Genomic DNA, 17,611 nt, shown 5'->3' with positions numbered 1-17,611 from the left:
CTTAACAATGGATATCGCACGCTTTCCGCAAATCAACCCGCCCCAGCGCCTGCTGATGGGGCCGGGCCCGATCAACGCCGACCCGCGCGTGCTGCGCGCCATGTCGAGCCAGCTGATCGGCCAGTACGATCCGGCCATGACCCACTACATGAACGAGGTGATAGCGCTCTATCGCGGGGTGTTCCGCACCGAGAACCGCTGGACGATGCTGGTGGACGGCACCTCCCGCGCGGGAATTGAAGCCATTCTGGTCTCCGCCATCCGCCCGGGAGATAAGGTGCTGGTGCCGGTCTTTGGCCGCTTTGGTCATCTGCTGTGCGAAATTGCCCGCCGCTGCCGCGCGGAGGTGCATACCATCGAGGTGCCGTGGGGCGAGGTGTTTACCCCGGATCAGGTGGAGGATGCGATTAAGCGTGTTCGTCCGCGCCTGCTGCTGACCGTGCAGGGCGACACCTCCACCACCATGCTCCAGCCGCTCGCCGAGCTTGGCGCGATCTGCCGCCGCTACGACGTGCTGTTTTATACCGACGCCACCGCGTCGCTCGGCGGCAACGCGCTGGAAACCGACGCCTGGGGGCTGGACGCCGTCTCGGCCGGGATGCAGAAGTGCCTCGGCGGCCCGTCGGGCACCTCGCCGATCACCCTGAGCGCGCGCATGGAGGAGGCGATCCGCCGCCGCAAATGCGTTGAGGAGGGCATCCGCACCGACGCCCACCGCGACGGCGACGAGGAGATGATCTACTCCAACTATTTCGATCTCGGCATGGTGATGGACTACTGGGGGCCGGAGCGCCTTAACCACCATACCGAAGCCACCACCGCGCTGTTTGGCGCCCGCGAGTGCGCGCGTCTGATCCTGCAGGAAGGGCTGGATAACGGCATTGCGCGCCACAGGCTGCACGGCGATGCGCTGCTGAAAGGCATTCAGGCGATGGGGCTGGAGACCTTCGGCGACCTGAAGCACAAGATGAACAACGTGCTGGGCGTGGTTATCCCGCAGAGCGTCAACGGCGACCAGGTGCGTAAGCTGATGCTGGAGGATTTCGGGATTGAAATCGGCACCTCGTTTGGTCCGCTGCACGGCAAAGTGTGGCGCATTGGCACCATGGGCTACAACGCGCGCAAGGATTGCGTGATGACCACCCTGAGCGCGCTGGAGTCGGTGCTGAACTACCTGAAATTCACCACCACGCAGGGTGCCGCCATGCAGGCCGCGTGGGACCACTATCGCCGCGAGACGCCGCAATGAGCCCGGCGGCAGAACGGGTGATGGCCCGCGCCGACGCGCTGGCCGCCATCAGCGAAACCCCGGATGCGCTGACGAGGGTTTATCTCTCCACCCAGCATCTGCAGGCCAACCAGCTGGTGGGGCAGTGGATGAGCCAGGCGGGAATGACCGTCTGGCAGGACAGCGTGGGCAACATCTGTGGACGCTATGAGGGCGCGCAGGAAGGGGCGCAGGCGGTGCTGCTCGGCTCGCATCTCGATACCGTGCGCAATGCCGGGCGCTACGACGGCATGCTCGGCGTGCTTGCCGCCATTGAGGTAGTGGACAGCCTGCACCAGCAGGGGGGGCATCTGGCCCAGGCCATCGAGATTGTCGGCTTTTGCGACGAAGAGGGAACCCGCTTCGGCATTACGCTGTTAGGTAGCCGGGGGCTGACGGGCACCTGGCCGCAGGGCTGGCTGGAAAAAGCCGACGCCAGCGGGATCAGCGTGGCGCAGGCGATGACCCTGATGGGGCTCGATCCTGCCCGCGTGCTGCATGCCGCGCGCCGTCAGGAGGATTTCAGCGCCTATCTGGAACTGCATATTGAGCAGGGGCCGTGCCTTGAGCAGGAGACGCTCGCCCTTGGCGTGGTGGAAGCCATTAACGGCGCGCGCCGTCTGAACTGCCGCTTCACCGGCGATGCCGGGCACGCGGGAACCGTGCCGATGCTCCACCGCAGGGACGCGCTGGCCGCCGCCGCCGAGTGGATGGTTATCATTGAAAACGCTACCCGACAGCAGGGCGGCAACCTGGTGGCGACGGTTGGCGAGCTGCGCTGTCTGCCGGGGGCGGTGAACGTGATCCCCGGCGAGGTTCAGCTCTCGCTGGATATTCGCGGGCCGCAGGATGCGCCGCTGGATCGGTTGCTTAACGACCTGCTGGAACATGCGCAGGCGATCGCATCGCGCCGCGGTCTGGACTTCAGCGCCGAGGAGTTTTACCGCATTGCCGCCACGCCGTGCGATATCCACCTGCAAAACGTGCTGGGGGAGGCCGTTACATCGGTACAGGGTCGCTCGCTATCGCTGCCCAGCGGTGCGGGACACGACGCGATTGCCATCGCGGAACGCTGGCCGGTCGGCATGCTGTTTGTGCGCTGCAAAGGGGGCGTCAGCCACCATCCGGCGGAATCGGTGATGGCTGAAGATGTCGCCCTGGCGATTGAGGCGTTTTCGCGAGCGGTGATCCAGCTGGCGAACCGCGTTACTCCAGCCCCAGCGTATATTGCGCGATCTTGAAGTAGATAATCAGCCCGGTGCCGTCGATAAGCGTCGCGATAAACGGCGCGGAGACGACCGCCGGGTCAATGCCGCAGCGCTTGAGTACCATCGGGATCACGGACGACACAATCGCACTCCACAGCGTAATGCACACCAGCGTCAGGCTGACGATAAGCGTAATTTCCAGCCCAATCCCCATCATCCAGGCGCGAATGCACCCGGCGATACCGAGCGTGGCGGCAATCATCAGCGAGGTGGTCATCTCTTTACGCAGCACGCGGCCAACGTCGCGCAGGCGGACTTCCCCCAGCGCCATGGCGCGCACCAGGGTGGAGGTGATCTGCGTCCCGCTGTTACCGCCCGTGCCGATCAGCAGCGGAATAAAGAACGCCAGCGCGATGGCGGATTCCAGCGCCTCTTCAAAATGCTGGATCACCGAGCTGGTGTAGGCCTCCGCGACAAACAGCAGCAGCAGCCAGACGGAACGTTTCTTCCACAGGCTATACGGGCTGGTGTCCAGATAGGGCTTCTCCAGCGGCAGCGTTGCCCCCTGAAGCTGGGCGTCTTCGGTAACGTCATCTTCCAGCAGATGGGCGATTTCGCGCTCGGTCAGGCAGCCGACGAGCTTGCCGTGGGTGACCACGGGCACCACATCCGCGCCGCCGTGCGCCAGCAGTCCGGCGACATCGGCACGTTCATCCTCCGGTTTGACCTGCAAAAACTGCGAAATCATCAGCGATTTCACCGGCTGTACCGTATCGGCGGTCTGCAGCAATTTACGTACGGCAATCATGCCAGCCAGGCGGCCATTGTCTTCAATAAAAATATGAGACGGAATATCGTCGTCTTTTAATTTTTCGAAGAATTGCTCGCGCGCCAGCGCCACGCATAATGAAATATCGAGGACAATAAAATCGGTATTCATATATTGCGCAATGGCGCTGTCATTGAATGCCAGATTCTGGTTGTGAATAGCGTAAGACATAGTGAATTCCCTTTGAATAATAACATCTCTCAGGGGCGAGCAAGACAGGGCATGTCGAAGAGGAGATCCCCACGTCCTGGGTTCAGCACTGTACACCGTATCCCGTAAGGGAAGTTATACTGACAAAGCCTTGATTCGACAGTGCCTGTTTTACCCTGTGCCGGTTCTCTCGAACCTACCAGAGCGATAACGTGTATTTGTACAGGAGCCTCGCCATAACGAGATCGTTGTAAAACGAGAGGAATAATACGCTTATTTAAACTTACCGCTCAGAAAATTAAATAATGTTTAAGAACGGTTTAGACGATTTTTATTAATAAAATGTTGAGGGTTTATTTAGGTTAATTCATTTCTAATGGAGGATTAAATAATCAACGAAGGAGAGGATAATGGCGTGGTTTGATAATCTGCTGAATCATTTTGCGCTGTATCCGGCACATATTTTCGCGCTGTTATTTGTGATGGCGCTGAGTAAATCGACGGTGCTGATCTCCTCCGTGCTGCCGCCCGCCTCGGTGATGCTGCTGGCGGGCATTACCGTCAGCCAGGCGAGCATGCATCCTGCGCAGGCGTGGCTGGCCGTGGTGTTGGGGGCAACGGCGGGTTCGGTGCTGAACTACCATATCGGCCAGCTGATGGGGCACACGCGGCTGGTCACGCGTTTTACCTCAAAGCATGCCGATAAGTTCTTGCGGGTACAGCATCAACTGCAAAAGAACGGTGTCATCGTGCTGTTTACGTCGCGTTTTCTGGCGGTGTTGCGCTACATCGTGCCGCTGGCGGCGGGCATGCTCAGGCTGAATGCAGTCAAGGTCTACGCCGTCAGCCTGCTTTCCGCCTGCGCATGGGCGGCGCTGTATGTCGGCATCGTCACCGGCATCAGCGCCTTTTGAGTTACAAACTCCCCATTCCGCCGTCGACCAGCAGCTCCGTTCCCACCGTGTAGCTCGACTCGTCGGAGGCCAGATAGAGCGCGGCTTTTGCCAGCTCCGTCGTCGAGCCCATTCTGCCGAGCGGCACCAGCTTGATGATCTCCGCCATCATCGCGTTAAGCGCCTCGTCGCTTAAGCCCGTCTTCGTAAACGCCGGGGTTTCCACCGGACCGGGGCTCAGGCCGTTGACGCGGATCCCGCGCGGCAGCAGCTCCGCCGACAGCGTGCGCGCCAGCGACAGCAGGGCGGCCTTGCTCGCGGCATACACGCTGCTGGTCGGCAGGCCGATGCGCGCGCTCACGGAGCCGCAGAGGATCACCGACGACGGGTTATTCAGCAGCGGCAGCAGCGCCTGAATTAAAAAGAACGGCCCCTTCAGGTTGATGCCCATCAGGCGGTCCCAGGCATCCTCCTGCCAGGCTTCCAGCGGCGCGTGCGTCACGTCACCGGCGTTGAGAAACACCGCGTCCAGGCGTGGCCAGCGGGCGGCGAGGGTTTCCGCCAGCGCTTTTTGCGAGGCGATATCTCCCGCATCGGTCGGGATCACCCAGGCCTTATCGCCAAGAATACGTTCTGCTTCGGCGAGGGTGTCCGGGTTGCGTCCGGTCACGGCGACGCGCGCGCCTTCGGCGATAAACGCCTGCGCGGTGGCAAGACCGATGCCGCTGGTGCCGCCGGTAATCAGCGTATATTTATCTGTTAAACGACCCATGTTCTTCTCCTGAAATGTCTCTGGAGAAAGCACTATAGAAACGTTAGTATCTAAAGGAAACCAGGTACCAAATGGATACTAAAGAGGCAAGAGGTGTGCTATGGCAGAAATGCTGGAGGTGTGCTGCGAAAAAAAATCTGAGGCGTATACCTGCCCGATGACGCAGTTTGTGAACCTGATTTCCGGTAAATGGGCGATCCCCATTCTCTACCGCCTGATTGTCTTTAACACGCCCGTACGCTTTGGCGATCTGCTGCGGGCGGCCACGCCCATCACGCAGAAAGAGCTGACCAAACAGCTGCGCCTGTTTGAGCAGCGCGGGCTGGTGACGCGGACGGTCTACCCGGAGATCCCGCCGCGCGTGGAGTATCAGATCACCGCGCTGGGGTTAACCCTGCAGGACGCACTCTCCCCGCTGGCCGCCTGGATGAGCGAGTACGGCGACCAGCTTGAGCGTTAGGCTACTGTTTTGCGTAGCGCGGTGCCGGAATGCCGGTGCGCGCGCTGTTGAACAGCTCAAGACGCGCCGCTTCGTAGCGATCCCACAGGCCGGCGTCATGCATCGGCGGGATGGTGATCGGTTCACCCTGATCCAGACCCGCCAGCGATGCATCCACCATATCGTCGGTGGTCATCACCGATCCTTCCGGCAGATCGTTTACCGTGACGCCCGAATGGCTCCAGATTTCTGTCGCCGTGGCGGCGGGCAGCACGGCCTGAATGCGCACGCTGCTGTCGGCAAATTCTTCCTGTAACCCACGGGTAAAGCTCAACACCCACGCCTTGGTGGCGCTGTAGAGCGCGCTGCCCGCCCGGACGTGCAGGGCCAGCACGGACGCGATATTGATCAGCGTGCCGCGATTGTTCTGCGCCAGGCGCGGCAGGATGGCGTAGGTCAGACGCATCAGCGCCGTGGTGTTCAGGGTGTTAATGGCCTGATGCTGCGCCACATCGCCCGCGAGGAACGGCGCCATCTGCGCGGTGCCCGCGTTGTTAATGAGCGTATCAATGGCGGTATTGCTGCGCAGCGCCTCTTCCACGGCGCGGATCCCGGCTTCATCGGTAAGATCGGCCACCAGAATATCGACGGCCACGCCGTAGCGCGCGCGAAGGTCGGCGGCAAGGGTTTTCAGGCGATCCTCGCGACGTGCGACCAGCACCAGGTTAGCGCCGCGCGCGGCAAGACGGTCGGCATAAACGGCACCAATCCCGGAAGAGGCGCCCGTAATCAGGGCGGTGGTGATTTGCGTAGTCATCGTGTGTTACCTCAGGGCAAAGTGGGTTATTTGGTTTCAAGATGAAACTGAATAAACTCTCTGCTATTTGGTTTTATAATGCAACCATATTTGCGAGCATTTTGTGCTGTTGTCGTCGGGAACGATCAGGAGGGGAGTTTCGCCACGATCTCTTCAGGCGTCAGTTCGCGGCCATCGTCGGCGATAAGCGCCAGTTTACGCAGGGGTTTGCGCTGTTCGGTATCGACCAGCACGGTGCCGCATTCGTTATCCGCAAACAAAAATTCATTGCCCCACTGGGAGAGGGCAACCAGCACCGTTTGCAGGGCACGCCCCTTGTCGGTCAGGACGTATTCCTGCCAGGCGCTGCCGTCGGACGCGGGCTGAAGCCGGAGGATGCCTTCGTCGACCAGCAGTTTCAGCCGCGTGGTCAGCATGTTTTTCGCGATGCCGAGGCTTTTCTGGAACTCGCCGAAGCGTTTAATCCCGCGCAGCGCGTCGCGAACAATCAGCAGCGACCACCAGTCGCCGATGATATCCAGCGAACGGGCGACGGGGCAGGTGCTCTCTTCGAGGCGGGTACGTTTCACGGTCAATTCTCCGGTGGGGTGTGGTTTTATTATAAAACTTATTGGCACACACCGTAAGCACGTTAATCATCAGTTTGAGAAATGCTTCCCGGAAAATTGTCACGAATCTGTCACACTGAACGCGACATTTTAAAACGAGTGAGGAATTAGGGATGAAAAAAGCACTACTCGCGCTGGCAGTCGCCGGTTCCATTTCAGCAACGTTTGGCGTGCAGGCGCAAGAGACGCCGGAAGGGTATCAGCTGGAGCAAGTTTTAATCATGAGTCGCCATAACCTGCGCGCGCCGCTCGCCAATAACGGTAGCGTGCTGGAGCAGTCCACGCCGAAGCAGTGGCCGGAGTGGGAGGTGCCGGGCGGTCAGCTCACCACCAAGGGCGGCGTGCTGGAAGTCTATATGGGCCATTACATGCGCGAGTGGCTGGCGCAGCAGGGGATGGTGAAGACGGGAGAATGTCCTGCTGCGGATAGCGTTTATGCTTACGCCAACAGCCTGCAGCGTACCGTCGCGACCGCGCAGTTCTTCATCACCGGCGCGTTCCCGGGCTGCGACGTTCCCGTGCACCATCAGGAAAAAATGGGCACCATGGATCCGACCTTCAATCCGGTGATTACCGATAACTCGCCGGAATTTCGCGAAAAAGCGCTCAAGGCGATGGAGTCCGAGCGGCAGAAAATGCAGCTGGGCGAAAGCTATAAGCTGCTTGAGCAGCTGACGAACTACGCGGATTCCCCGTCCTGCAAAGAGAAAAAGGTCTGCTCGCTGGCTGACGCGAAAGATACCTTCAGCGCCGACTATGAAAAAGAGCCTGGTGTATCCGGGCCGCTGAAGGTGGGTAACTCGCTGGTGGACGCGTTCACGCTGCAGTATTACGAAGGCTTCCCGGCCGACCAGGTAGCCTGGGGCGAAATCAAAACCGACCAGCAGTGGCGCGTGTTGTCGAAGCTGAAGAACGGCTATCAGGACTCGCTGTTTACCTCCACCGAAGTGGCGCAAAACGTGGCGAAGCCGCTGGTGAAGTACATTGATAAAACGCTGGTCACCGAGCAGGCAAAAGCGCCGAAAATCACCCTGCTGGTGGGGCACGACTCGAACATTGCTTCCCTGCTGACGGCCCTGGATTTCAAACCCTATCAGCTGCACGACCAGCAGGAGCGCACCCCAATTGGCGGCAAGATTGTTTTCCAGCGCTGGCATGACAAAAATGCCAACCAGGAGCTGATGAAAATTGAGTATGTCTACCAGAGCTCAGAGCAGCTGCGTAACGCCAGCGTGCTGTCGCTGCATTCGCCCGCGCAGCGCGTGACGCTGGAGCTGAAAGGCTGCCCGGTGGATGCGAACGGCTTCTGTCCTGTCGATAAATTCAATGCGGTGATGAATAACGCGGCGAAGTAAAAGAGAACCCCCCGCTGCGGCGGGGGGAAACGCTTAGACGTTTTTACGTTCGATGGTTTGCTCGCCCCAGAAGAGCGAGTCTTTATCCGTTTTTTCGAAGGCGCGCACCAGCACCTCATCGTTACCTTCCTCCCAAATCTGCTCGGCCAGCTTTTCATCGTACTTCGCGACTTCAAAGATAGCTTCGGCAATCTCCGGAGAGGTGTTGCGTAAACTTGCCCATTCGCCCACGTGGTGAGCTTTGGATTCTTGAGTTGGCATGCTTGTCCTCCTGTTGGGTGTTAGCCGTTCAGTTTTTTGGCCAGACCCGCGACGTATTCACCCTGATAGCGGGCGATAGACAGTTCTTCATTGCTTGGCTGACGTGAGCCATCCCCACCGGCAATGGTGGTTGCGCCGTACGGCGTACCGCCACGCACCTGGGAAATGTCAAACAGCTCCTGGGCGCCGTAGCCAATCGGCACAATCACCATCCCGTGATGAGCAAGGGTAGTCCAGGTTGAGGTAATCGTCTGCTCCTGACCGCCGCCGGTGCCGGTAGAGCTGAATACGCTGGCGAGTTTGCCGTAGAGCGCCCCGGATGCCCAAAGTCCGCCGGTTTGATCGAGGAAGGTGCGCATCTGGCCCGACATATTGCCGAAGCGGGTCGGTGTGCCGAAGATAATGGCATCATAGTCCGCCAGCTCCTGCGGGGTGGCGACCGGGGCGTTTTGCGTTTTCCCCCCGGCTTTCAGGAAGGCTTCCGCCTGCATGGTTTCCGGTACGCGTTTCACCACAACCTCAACGCCATCAACCCTGTTCGCACCTTCTGCAACCGCGTGAGCCATGGTTTCAATGTGTCCATACATGGAATAATAGAGCACCAGAACTTTTGCCATTTTGCATCACTCCTCGTTGGTTTTTCTGACAGCGGATCGCTGCGTTCTTTTAAAGATATGCCATCACAGCCAGACTGCAAAAATGAACGGCATTTCTTTGATTTATAACAATATGGTTACAAAAAGGCTTTGTAGCAAAATGAAACAACTTTTTGGCAGCATATTTTTGAAATGATAAGAAAGGTTTATGAATCGCCGCCGCGTCATCTCACCCGAAAGGCTGAGTTCATGTTGCAGAATATTACCTGCGGCTTGCCGGATAGCGGCATTCCACTAAGCTTAGTTTCACGCGGCACAGATAAAGGCACTGTCCTTGTGTTGCGAGGTGAAAGAATCCTCTTTTACTGAATGCAATATGATGTCTAATGTTTCACATTCTGGAGGTTAGAGATGGCAAACCATCGTGGTGGTTCAGGTAATTTCGCAGAAGACCGTGAAAGAGCATCAGAAGCAGGCCGTAAAGGTGGCCAGCATAGCGGGGGCAATTTCAAGAATGACCCGCAACGCGCATCTGAAGCTGGCAAGAAAGGGGGGAAAAACAGCCACGGCAGCAGTAAGTAACACGCCGGGTTGAACCCCTGCCGCCGGGATCTCCCGGCGGTTTTTTTATTTCTGCAACATTGAACTGTAACCAAAGGCAACGCACACTAGAGAATTGATCTTAACTGCGAGTGCCGCATGTCTGTCTCACGCTTCAAATTCTCCGTTAAACCGCAGGAAGCCATCCTGATTCTCATCACCATGTTCTGGGGCGGGACGTTTCTGGCCGTTCAGTACGCGGTGACCCTCAGCGATCCGTTCTTTTTTGTTGGCCTGCGCTTTGCGACGGCGGCGCTTGCCGTGGGGCTGATTTCGCTTAAAACGCTGCGGGGGCTGACGCTGAAAGAACTTAAGGCCGGCGTGGCGATTGGGGTGGCGATAGCGATGGGCTACAGCCTGCAGACATGGGGATTGCAGACCATCCCCAGCAGTAAATCCGCGTTTATCACCGCCATGTATGTGCCGCTGGTGCCGCTGCTGCAGTGGCTGTGCCTGGGGCGGCTGCCGGGGCTGATGTCCTGTATTGGCATCGTGCTGGCGTTTATCGGCCTGATCTTACTGGCCGGGCCGGAAAACAACCTGCTTGCGCTGGGGCCGGACGAAATCATCACCCTGATAGGGGCGATTGCCATTGCGGCGGAAATTATTCTGATTAGCGCCTGGGCGGGCAAGGTCGACGTCAAGCGGGTAACGGTGGTGCAGCTCGCCACAGCGTCGCTGGTGGCGTTTGCGACGATGGTGCCGGCAGGGGAGTCCGTGCCGCCGATGTCCACCGGCCTGGTGGTGGTCGCACTGGGGCTGGGTATCTTCAGCGCCATTATTCAGGTCACCATGAACTGGGCGCAGCGCAGCGTATCGCCAACCCGCGCGACGGTGATTTATACCGGTGAACCGGTCTGGGCGGGGATTTTCGGACGCATTGCAGGTGAGCGTTTGCCGCTTCTGGCGCTGGTGGGCGCGGCATTCATTGTCGCCGGGGTGCTGGTGAGCGAGTTAAAGCTCAAACGGAAGAAAAACGCGCTGCCAGAAAATGACAGCGCGGCGTTAAATCAGGAATCCTGATGCACTACGGCGCCCTGCGGCGCGGCGGCCATCCGGCGGCTCAGCAGGGCGTTAAGCAGGATCGCACCAAAGGTCGCCGTGCCAATCCCGCCAATCGTAAACCCGCCCAGCGTCAGGGCAAAATCGCCTGCGCCCAGCACCAGCGTGACCGCCACCATAATCAGGTTGCCGTTCTGGCTGAGATCGACGCGATGCTGTACCCAGATGCGCGCGCCGGCCACGGCGATCAGCCCAAACACCACAATCGATGCCCCGCCGATGACCGGGGACGGAATGGTGTGGATCAGCGCGCCGAACTTCGGTGAGAAGCCGAGCAGCATCGCCATCACCGCCGCCGCCACGAAGACCAGCGTCGAGTAGACCTTGGTCACCGCCATCACGCCGATATTTTCGGCATAGGTGGTGACGCCGCTGCCGCCTACGGAACCGGAGAGCATGGTCGCCAGCCCGTCACCGACGAACGCGCGGCCCATGTACGGATCCATGCTGCGCCCGGTCATCCCCGCAACCGCCTTCAGGTGGCCTAAGTTCTCCGCCACCAGGATCACCGCCACCGGTGCGATAAGCATCATCGCCTGGGTGTTAAAGGTGGGAGAGGTCACCTTCGGCAGGCCGAACCAGGCGGCCTGATGGAGCAGCGTAAAGTCAACCGGCTTGCCCAGACCGAAAACATTAGCCAGCAGGGCGTAGACCAGACAGGCGACAATCAGCCCAACCAGGATCAGCAGACGCTGGATCATGCCCCGCGTGAACACCGCCACCAGACCGATGCACAGCACCGTGATCACCGCCATCCAGCTTTCAAACGGCGAGGCGGAGACGCTTCTGACCGCAATCGGCGCGAGGTTGAGGCCTATCGCCATTACCACGGCGCCCGTCACGACGGGAGGCATCATTCGCTCTATCCAGCGCGTGCCGATTTTCATCACTACCAGACCAATCAGGGTGTACACCAGGCCGCAGGCGATGATGCCGCCGAGGGCCACGCTCAGGTTGGGGTTGATCCCCTGGCCGTTAAACCCGGTAGTGGCGATGACGACGCCGACAAAGGCGGCGCTGGATCCGAGATAGCTGGGCACGCGCCCGCCGGTGACGAAAAAGAACAGCAGCGTGCCGATACCCGACATCAGAATAGACAGGTTGGGATCGAGTCCCATCAGCATCGGCATCAGCACGGTGGCGCCAAACATGGCGACCGCGTGCTGAACGCCCATCACCATCGTCTGCCCGAGCGGGAGACGTTCATCCGGCGCGACCACGCCTGCTTCTGTGGAGGTCGATTTCAACTGCCAGTGGGGAAATCCGAACATGGTCTGTCTCCTTAAGGCGGGTTAACAGGCGGGTCGCATAAGCGCGTGGTAGCCGCGGTCAAACCACACCAGCCCTTGCGGCGCGGGGTGGCGAATAATCGAAATAATGTCGCAAAACAGAATGTCGTGGGTGCCGACGCTCACCACCTGGCTGATGCGGCAGTCAAACGAGGCCAGCGCATCTTCCAGACGCGGACAGCCCGTGTCGCCCGTCTGCCAGCGGGCGGCGGCAAAGCGTTCCGCCATCGGCGTTTTACCGCCAAACAGGTTAGATAAAGGCTCCTGTCCGGCGCTCAGGGTATTCACGCAAAGGGTGCGGTTTTCGCTAAACGTTGGCCAGACGGACGCACCGCGGTTCAGGCACACCAGCAGGGTGGGCGGTGAATCCGTGACGCTGCACACCGCGCTGGCGGTGAAGCCTGCTATCCCCGCCGGGCCGTCGGTGGTGATGATGTTGACCGCCGCGCCAACGCAGGCCATGGCGTCGCGAAAGGTTTGTTTATCCGGTGATGTCATCATCGCTCCTTACGCCAGCCCGCAGGCATCGTCAAAGTCCAGACGCGGCAGGCGCCCGTAAAGTTTGCGGGTATCGCCGTAGCCAATGTTGATCAGCAGATTGCTTTTAAGCGTCGTGCCGGTGAAAAAGGCTTCGTCGACCTTTTGGCGGTCAAATCCCGACATCGGGCCGGTGTCCAGCCCCAGGGCGCGACAGGCGAAAATCAGGTAAGCGGCCTGCATTGAACTGTTGCGAAAGGCGGTCTCTTCCGCATGCGCGGGGCTGGTGGTGAACCAGCTCTTTGCATCGCCGTGCGGGAACAGTTCAGGCAGGCGCTCGTAGAATTCACCGTCCCAGGCGACAATCGCCGTGACCGGGGCGGTGAGCGTTTTCTCGAGGTTGCCGCTGGAGAGCGCCGGGCGCAGCTTCTCTTTTCCCTCCGCGCTTCGCACAAACACAATTCGCGCCGGGGAGCAGTTGGCGGACGTGGGCCCCCATTTCATCAGGTTGTAGATTTCGCGCAGCGTTTCGTCGCTGACGGGCATATCCTGCCAGCCGTTATGGGTGCGCGCGCCGGTGAACAGCGTTTCCAGCGCGGCGGGGGTAATGGCTTCGCTCATTAAAGCTCCTTATAAAGCGGGTTCCGGGCTGTGCAGCAGGCTGGCCAGCCCGTTCAGCAGCAGGGTGTTGAAGGTATCCGGCTCGGTGACGTTGCAGGCATGCCCGCCCTGGCGCATCACCACGCTGCGGCTGTGCGGGATCGCCGCCTGCAGTTCCGACGAGCAGACGGAGGGCACCAGCATGTCGTCGGCAGAACAGATAATCTGTACCGGGCAGCGAATGCGCGCGGCATGGCGGCTGAAGTCGGCCTTTTTCAGGGCGCTGAGCCTGTGCAGCAGGTTGGTTTTACCCTGGAAATGGGCCAGCGCCAGCGCTTCTTCGGCCTCCAGACGGGGCGCGCGGGCGGCCATCCAGTCCGCCGGGTAGAGAAACAGCGGCTGCGCCTCGACCCACGCCTGTGCGCCGCCGTAATGCAGCAGGCGCTCGCGGATCTGAAAGCAGCGGCGGGTGTGGGCGTTGAGGGTCAACCAGCCGTTGACGCACACCAGCGCGGTGAGGGCGTCGGGCCTGTCGAGGGCCAGCTGCAGGCCGACCAGCGCCCCCAGCGCGTGACCCACGACGCTGTAGCGGACAATCCCGGCTTCAGCCAGCGCCTGGGCCAGCTCGTCCGCCATCTGCGCAAGGCTGTACCCTTCCGGCAGGGTGGCGGGGTTATTGCCCGTTCCCCGCTGGTCATAGCACACCACCTGATACTCCGGCTCCAGCGCGGCCAGCTGGGGCAGCCAGTAGCTGCCGCTGCCGCCGAGACCGGAAATAAAAACCACCACGGGCGCGCCCTCGTACGGGGGTGGCGAGACGGAAAGTTTCATACCTGCCTCACTTCGCGATGTGCGCAACGGTGGCGATCTCAACCAGCGCCTCTGGCTTCACCAGCCCGCACTGAATGCAGAACCGCGCCGGTTTATCGCCGGGGAAGAACTCGGCGTAGATCTCGTTAATCGCGGCGTAGTTTTTCCAGTCGGTGATAAAGATGCTGTTGAAGGTCACATCCTCCATCGTGCCACCCGCCGTTTCGATCACGGTTTTGATCGTCTCCAGCACGTGGCGGGTTTGCGCCTTTGGGTCGTTGATAAACACCACGTTGTTGTCTTTATCAAACGGCAGCGTGCCGGAGACATACACCACGCCGTCGGCGAGGGTGCCGGGCACAAACGGGGCAATGGGCGTGCTGGTGCCCGGCGGAATAATCACGGATTTCGGCATCAGATGTCTCCTCAGGCGATACGGGCGAGCGGGGGAGTCAGGGCGTCGCAGAAATCATTGACGTTACTGACCCAGCCAAAAAAGGTTTCGATGTTGAACAGGGCCGCCTTCTGGGCGAATTCCGGCCCGGCCTGGTGGGTCGCGTCTTCCAGAACCACGCCAAAATACTCGAGGAAAAAGCCGTCGCGCAGGGTCGACTCCACGCAGACGTTGGTGGCGATGCCGGTGAACACCAGATGACGAATGCCCCGGCTGCGCAGCAGGCTGTCGAGCGGGGTGTTGAAAAAGCCGCTGTAGCGCGGTTTGGGCAGAACAATATCGCCCGCCTGCGGTACCAGCTCATCCACCAGCTGATAGTCCCAGCCGCCTTTCGCCAGCAGCTTGCCCTGCAGTTCGGGCCGTTTACGCATGGTTTTCAGGGCGTTCGACTTGTGGAAGTTGGGCGAGCCGGGGCCGCCTGCCTCGACGTACTGGTCATCCCAGCCGTTCTGGAACCAGATGATGAGCATGCCCGCGGCGCGCGCGGCGGCGACGGCAGTTTTAATGTTCTCGATCACCGGCCGGGTGGCGGAGACGTCGAACCCAGCCAGATCCAGATAACCGCCCTGGCTGGCGTAGGCGTTTTGCATGTCCACCACGATCAGCGCGCTCTGCTGCGGCGCGAAGGTGATGGCTTCCGGGCGTGCGTTAAGGGTCGTCATTACGCTACCTCCTTCGTGACGGCAGGGATGTGGGCGCGGCACTGCATCAGCGGCTGGATGCGCTCGCCGAAGGTCTCCACGCCGGTGAGGAAATCGTCGAAGGTCAGCAGGACGCCTTCCGCACCGGGCACGGCCGCCACTTCGTCCAGCATTCTGGCGACGCTGGCGTACGAGCCGACCAGCGTGCCCATGTTGATATTGACGGCGGAGGTCGGGTCGGCCATCTGGCGAACGTTGGTATCCGCCCCGGAGCGGGTATCCTTCTGGCTCTGTTCGGTGAGCCAGCTCAGGGCCTCCTCGTCGGCGCCGTCCTTATAGCGCTCCCATTTGGCGCGCGCGGCGTCGTCGGTCTCGTCGGCGATCACCATAAACAGCACGTAGGAGCCCACGTCGCGCCCGGTTTTGTCGGCGGCCTCTTTCATGCGCGCGGCGGTCGGGGCGAAGGCGGCAGGCGTGTTCACGCCTTTACCGAAGCAGAAGTTGAAGTCGGCGTATTTCGCGGAAAACTCCATCCCCGCGTCGCTCTGCCCGGCGCAGATCACCTTCATCGGCACCGACGGCTGCGGGCTGACGCGGCAGTCGTTCATGGTGAAGAAATCGCCCTTGAAATCGCTTTTGCCGGTCCCCCACAGGTCGCGCAGCACCTGCACGTATTCGGTCAGGTAGTCGTAGCGACGCGAGAAGTAGTCGTCACCCGGCCAGAGCCCCATCTGCTCGTACTCCGGTTTTTGCCAGCCGGTGACCAGGTTGACGCCAAAACGCCCGCCGGAGATGGAGTCGATGGTGGAGGCCATGCGCGCGACGATCGCCGGGGGCAGGGTGAGCGTGGCGGCGGTGGCGTAGATTTGGATCCGCGAGGTGACCGCGGCCAGCCCGGCCATCAGGGTAAAGGACTCCAGGTTGTGGTCCCAGAATTCGGTTTTGCCGCCAAAGCCGCGCAGCTTGATCATCGAAAGCGCAAAGTCGAAATGGTAATGCTCTGCTTTCTGCACGATGGCTTTATTGAGCTCAAAGGTCGGCATGTATTGCGGTGCAGTGGTCGAGATAAGCCAGCCGTTGTTGCCGATGGGTACAAATACGCCAATTTTCATCACGAACCTCTCTTCATTACGTCGCAGGTGTATCGGTGTTTTTGCAAAGGCGGTGCCAGTTTTGAAAATGGCTGTGTTATTAATGTGTTAATCAGAAGTTGGTGGATTGATGCAGCTAAATGTGGACTAACTGGTCAAAAACATTGCACAGAAAACAGGCATTCATGCGCGATCGGAGTGCAGGATGTCGTGGCGAGTCGGGGGTTTTGCTATGCTGAGGGCAACGCAGAATAAGGAGAGCGGGAATGGCACAAGGCGCAGTGAAAACACCAGGTAAACGTTCGCAGGCGGTGAGCGCCAAGAAGCAGGCGATCCTCAGCGCGGCGCTGGAGACTTTTTCGCAGTTTGGTATTCACGGCACGCGCCTGGAGCAGGTGGCGGAGCAGTCCGGCGTATCCAAAACCAATCTGCTTTACTACTACCCGTCGAAAGAGGCGCTCTATATCGCGGTGATGCAGCAGATCCTCGATATCTGGCTGGCGCCCCTCAAAGCGTTCCGCGCGGAGCTGGCCCCGCTGGTGGCGATCAAAGAGTACATTCGCCTGAAGCTGGAGGTGTCGCGCGATTACCCGCAGGCGTCGCGACTGTTTTGTCTTGAGATGCTGCAGGGCGCGCCGCTGCTGCAGGCGGAATTAACCGGCGATCTAAAACAGCTGGTGGACGATAAGTCGGCCATTATTGCCGGATGGGTCGCCAGCGGAAAGCTGGCCCCGGTCGACCCGCATCATCTGATCTTTATGATCTGGGCCTCCACCCAGCATTACGCTGACTTTGCGGCCCAGGTTGAGGCGGTGACCGGTAAAACGCTCCAGGACGAGGCGTTTTTCCACAGCACCCTGGAAAACGTGCAGCGGATGATTATCGAAGGGATCCGCTTACGCTAGTTCCCCCTCACCCCAGCCCTCTCCCTCAAGGGAGAGGGGGTCGTCCGCGCAGGTATTATTTTGTGGGGATCCCTCAGCCCGGCGGGAGAGGGCAGCTTAAGTCGCCCTCTTCACACTGCATCAGCGAGGCCAGAAACGCTTCTCGCTCCACGGTTTTCTCCGCCAGACACTGGTTAACAATCATTGGCTGGACGCTCCCGCCTTCCGTCCCCGAACCGATAAACGCGCAGTCCGCATCGCGCAGGGTAATCCACGCCTGCTGCGCTTTTTTCAGCAGGTCGCGCTGAGGAGCTGCCGCGCGTTTGATGGCGGCCTGATACGTCTGGTTGAGTTTTTTATCGGCAGCCTGGTACTGCTGCGCGCTACAGGTATTCAGTTCAAGCTGGGTGGTCGCGTTGTCGCACTCGTCGGCCAGCGCGCTGGCGCTCAGCAGCAGTGCCGCACTGGCGATAAGATATCGTTTCATATACTCCCCAATAAAATAAGG

The 17,611-nt window shown here is 60.1% G+C and carries 22 protein-coding genes and 1 riboswitch; of the genes, 8 read left to right on the top strand and 14 right to left on the bottom strand.

Annotated features, from left to right (window positions below; genetic code table 11):
* Positions 1-7 precede the first annotated feature (7 nt).
* Together QMN93_RS21305 and hpxK are read left to right on the top strand one after the other, a co-directional pair.
* Entirely contained in the window at positions 8-1,249 is a 1,242-nt protein-coding gene (locus QMN93_RS21305) for an alanine--glyoxylate aminotransferase family protein (RefSeq protein WP_193139010.1), read from the top strand.
* Positions 1,246-2,508, top strand: a complete 1,263-nt coding sequence (gene hpxK, locus QMN93_RS21300; protein WP_193139012.1) for an allantoate amidohydrolase — start codon at positions 1,246-1,248, stop codon at positions 2,506-2,508. Before QMN93_RS21305 ends, hpxK begins: the two co-directional genes overlap by 4 nt.
* On the opposite strand, the gene QMN93_RS21295 is transcribed toward hpxK, so the two are convergent.
* A complete protein-coding gene (locus QMN93_RS21295) occupies positions 2,474-3,475 on the bottom strand; it encodes a magnesium transporter (RefSeq protein WP_029741838.1) in 1,002 nt (333 codons plus the stop codon). The two genes, hpxK and QMN93_RS21295, sit on opposite strands and share 35 nt — an antisense overlap.
* Positions 3,476-3,535: 60 nt before the next feature.
* Positions 3,536-3,705, bottom strand: a riboswitch (M-box (ykoK) riboswitch).
* A 159-nt stretch (positions 3,706-3,864) separates the two neighbouring features.
* Here QMN93_RS21295 and QMN93_RS21290 point away from each other — a divergent pair.
* On the top strand, positions 3,865-4,368 hold the full coding sequence (locus tag QMN93_RS21290; RefSeq protein ID WP_323619758.1) for a DedA family protein: 504 nt from the start codon (positions 3,865-3,867) through the stop codon (positions 4,366-4,368).
* Position 4,369: 1 nt separating this feature from the next.
* Here the strand turns inward: QMN93_RS21290 and QMN93_RS21285 are convergent, their stop codons facing one another.
* Complete coding sequence (locus QMN93_RS21285; RefSeq protein ID WP_029741836.1) at positions 4,370-5,119, bottom strand: SDR family oxidoreductase; 750 nt, start codon at positions 5,117-5,119, stop codon at positions 4,370-4,372.
* 100 nt (positions 5,120-5,219) lie between these two features.
* Between QMN93_RS21285 and QMN93_RS21280 the strand changes: the two genes are divergently transcribed.
* Positions 5,220-5,579: a helix-turn-helix domain-containing protein gene (locus QMN93_RS21280; protein ID WP_047061537.1), complete on the top strand. Its 360-nt coding sequence runs from the start codon at positions 5,220-5,222 to the stop codon at positions 5,577-5,579.
* A 1-nt stretch (position 5,580) separates the two neighbouring features.
* Here the strand turns inward: QMN93_RS21280 and QMN93_RS21275 are convergent, their stop codons facing one another.
* Positions 5,581-6,375, bottom strand: coding sequence for an SDR family oxidoreductase (locus tag QMN93_RS21275; RefSeq protein ID WP_048976700.1), 795 nt, complete (start codon positions 6,373-6,375; stop codon positions 5,581-5,583).
* A 125-nt stretch (positions 6,376-6,500) separates the two neighbouring features.
* Entirely contained in the window at positions 6,501-6,944 is a 444-nt protein-coding gene (locus QMN93_RS21270) for a helix-turn-helix domain-containing protein (protein ID WP_032658095.1), read from the bottom strand.
* A 152-nt stretch (positions 6,945-7,096) separates the two neighbouring features.
* On the opposite strand from QMN93_RS21270, the gene agp reads away from it, so the two are divergent.
* Entirely contained in the window at positions 7,097-8,338 is a 1,242-nt protein-coding gene (gene agp, locus QMN93_RS21265) for a bifunctional glucose-1-phosphatase/inositol phosphatase (protein ID WP_182383296.1), read from the top strand.
* A gap of 33 nt (positions 8,339-8,371) precedes the next feature.
* On the opposite strand, the gene QMN93_RS21260 is transcribed toward agp, so the two are convergent.
* Entirely contained in the window at positions 8,372-8,599 is a 228-nt protein-coding gene (locus QMN93_RS21260) for a YccJ family protein (RefSeq protein ID WP_008499832.1), read from the bottom strand.
* Between the two features lie 20 nt (positions 8,600-8,619).
* Positions 8,620-9,216 carry an NAD(P)H:quinone oxidoreductase gene (gene wrbA, locus QMN93_RS21255; protein WP_023311076.1) on the bottom strand — a complete coding sequence of 199 codons (597 nt, stop codon included), beginning with the start codon at positions 9,214-9,216 and terminating at the stop codon, positions 8,620-8,622.
* Between the two features lie 390 nt (positions 9,217-9,606).
* On the opposite strand from wrbA, the gene QMN93_RS21250 reads away from it, so the two are divergent.
* Entirely contained in the window at positions 9,607-9,777 is a 171-nt protein-coding gene (locus tag QMN93_RS21250; protein WP_023311077.1) for a general stress protein, read from the top strand.
* 117 nt (positions 9,778-9,894) lie between these two features.
* A complete protein-coding gene (locus QMN93_RS21245) occupies positions 9,895-10,818 on the top strand; it encodes a DMT family transporter (RefSeq protein WP_193139014.1) in 924 nt (307 codons plus the stop codon).
* On the opposite strand, the gene rutG is transcribed toward QMN93_RS21245, so the two are convergent.
* The 7 genes from rutG to rutA are packed head-to-tail and all read right to left on the bottom strand — an operon-like array spanning position 10,806 to position 16,240.
* Positions 10,806-12,128 (bottom strand): pyrimidine utilization transport protein G, encoded by a 1,323-nt coding sequence (gene rutG, locus QMN93_RS21240; protein WP_023311081.1) that lies wholly within the window; start codon positions 12,126-12,128, stop codon positions 10,806-10,808. The genes QMN93_RS21245 and rutG overlap by 13 nt on opposite strands.
* 21 nt (positions 12,129-12,149) lie before the next feature.
* Positions 12,150-12,644, bottom strand: a complete 495-nt coding sequence (gene rutF / locus QMN93_RS21235; protein ID WP_094934936.1) for an NADH-dependent FMN reductase RutF — start codon at positions 12,642-12,644, stop codon at positions 12,150-12,152.
* Between the two features lie 9 nt (positions 12,645-12,653).
* Entirely contained in the window at positions 12,654-13,244 is a 591-nt protein-coding gene (locus QMN93_RS21230) for a malonic semialdehyde reductase (RefSeq protein WP_047061542.1), read from the bottom strand.
* Positions 13,245-13,253: 9 nt separating this feature from the next.
* On the bottom strand, positions 13,254-14,054 hold the full coding sequence (gene rutD / locus QMN93_RS21225) for a pyrimidine utilization protein D (RefSeq protein WP_193139017.1): 801 nt from the start codon (positions 14,052-14,054) through the stop codon (positions 13,254-13,256).
* Between the two features lie 7 nt (positions 14,055-14,061).
* Entirely contained in the window at positions 14,062-14,448 is a 387-nt protein-coding gene (gene rutC / locus QMN93_RS21220; RefSeq protein WP_010429508.1) for a pyrimidine utilization protein C, read from the bottom strand.
* Between the two features lie 11 nt (positions 14,449-14,459).
* The gene (gene rutB / locus QMN93_RS21215; RefSeq protein ID WP_033145167.1) at positions 14,460-15,149 is read right to left on the bottom strand and encodes a pyrimidine utilization protein B; all 690 of its coding nucleotides are present in this window, start codon (positions 15,147-15,149) and stop codon (positions 14,460-14,462) included.
* On the bottom strand, positions 15,149-16,240 hold the full coding sequence (gene rutA, locus QMN93_RS21210; RefSeq protein WP_023617762.1) for a pyrimidine utilization protein A: 1,092 nt from the start codon (positions 16,238-16,240) through the stop codon (positions 15,149-15,151). The genes rutB and rutA overlap by 1 nt, the downstream gene beginning before the upstream one ends.
* A gap of 245 nt (positions 16,241-16,485) precedes the next feature.
* Here rutA and rutR point away from each other — a divergent pair, with 245 nt between their 5' ends.
* Positions 16,486-17,124: an HTH-type transcriptional regulator RutR gene (gene rutR / locus QMN93_RS21205; protein WP_023335217.1), complete on the top strand. Its 639-nt coding sequence runs from the start codon at positions 16,486-16,488 to the stop codon at positions 17,122-17,124.
* Positions 17,125-17,197: 73 nt separating this feature from the next.
* Here the strand turns inward: rutR and QMN93_RS21200 are convergent, their stop codons facing one another.
* Complete coding sequence (locus QMN93_RS21200) at positions 17,198-17,590, bottom strand: lysozyme inhibitor LprI family protein (RefSeq protein ID WP_087822317.1); 393 nt, start codon at positions 17,588-17,590, stop codon at positions 17,198-17,200.
* Positions 17,591-17,611 lie beyond the last annotated feature (21 nt).

It is taken from the genome of Enterobacter sp. R-1.6.2 (assembly GCF_035064085.1).
In the GTDB taxonomy this organism is placed as follows: domain Bacteria; phylum Pseudomonadota; class Gammaproteobacteria; order Enterobacterales; family Enterobacteriaceae; genus Enterobacter; species Enterobacter asburiae_B.
Note: the sequence above shows the minus strand (reverse complement) of the source record. Positions and strands in the feature narration are given on the sequence as shown.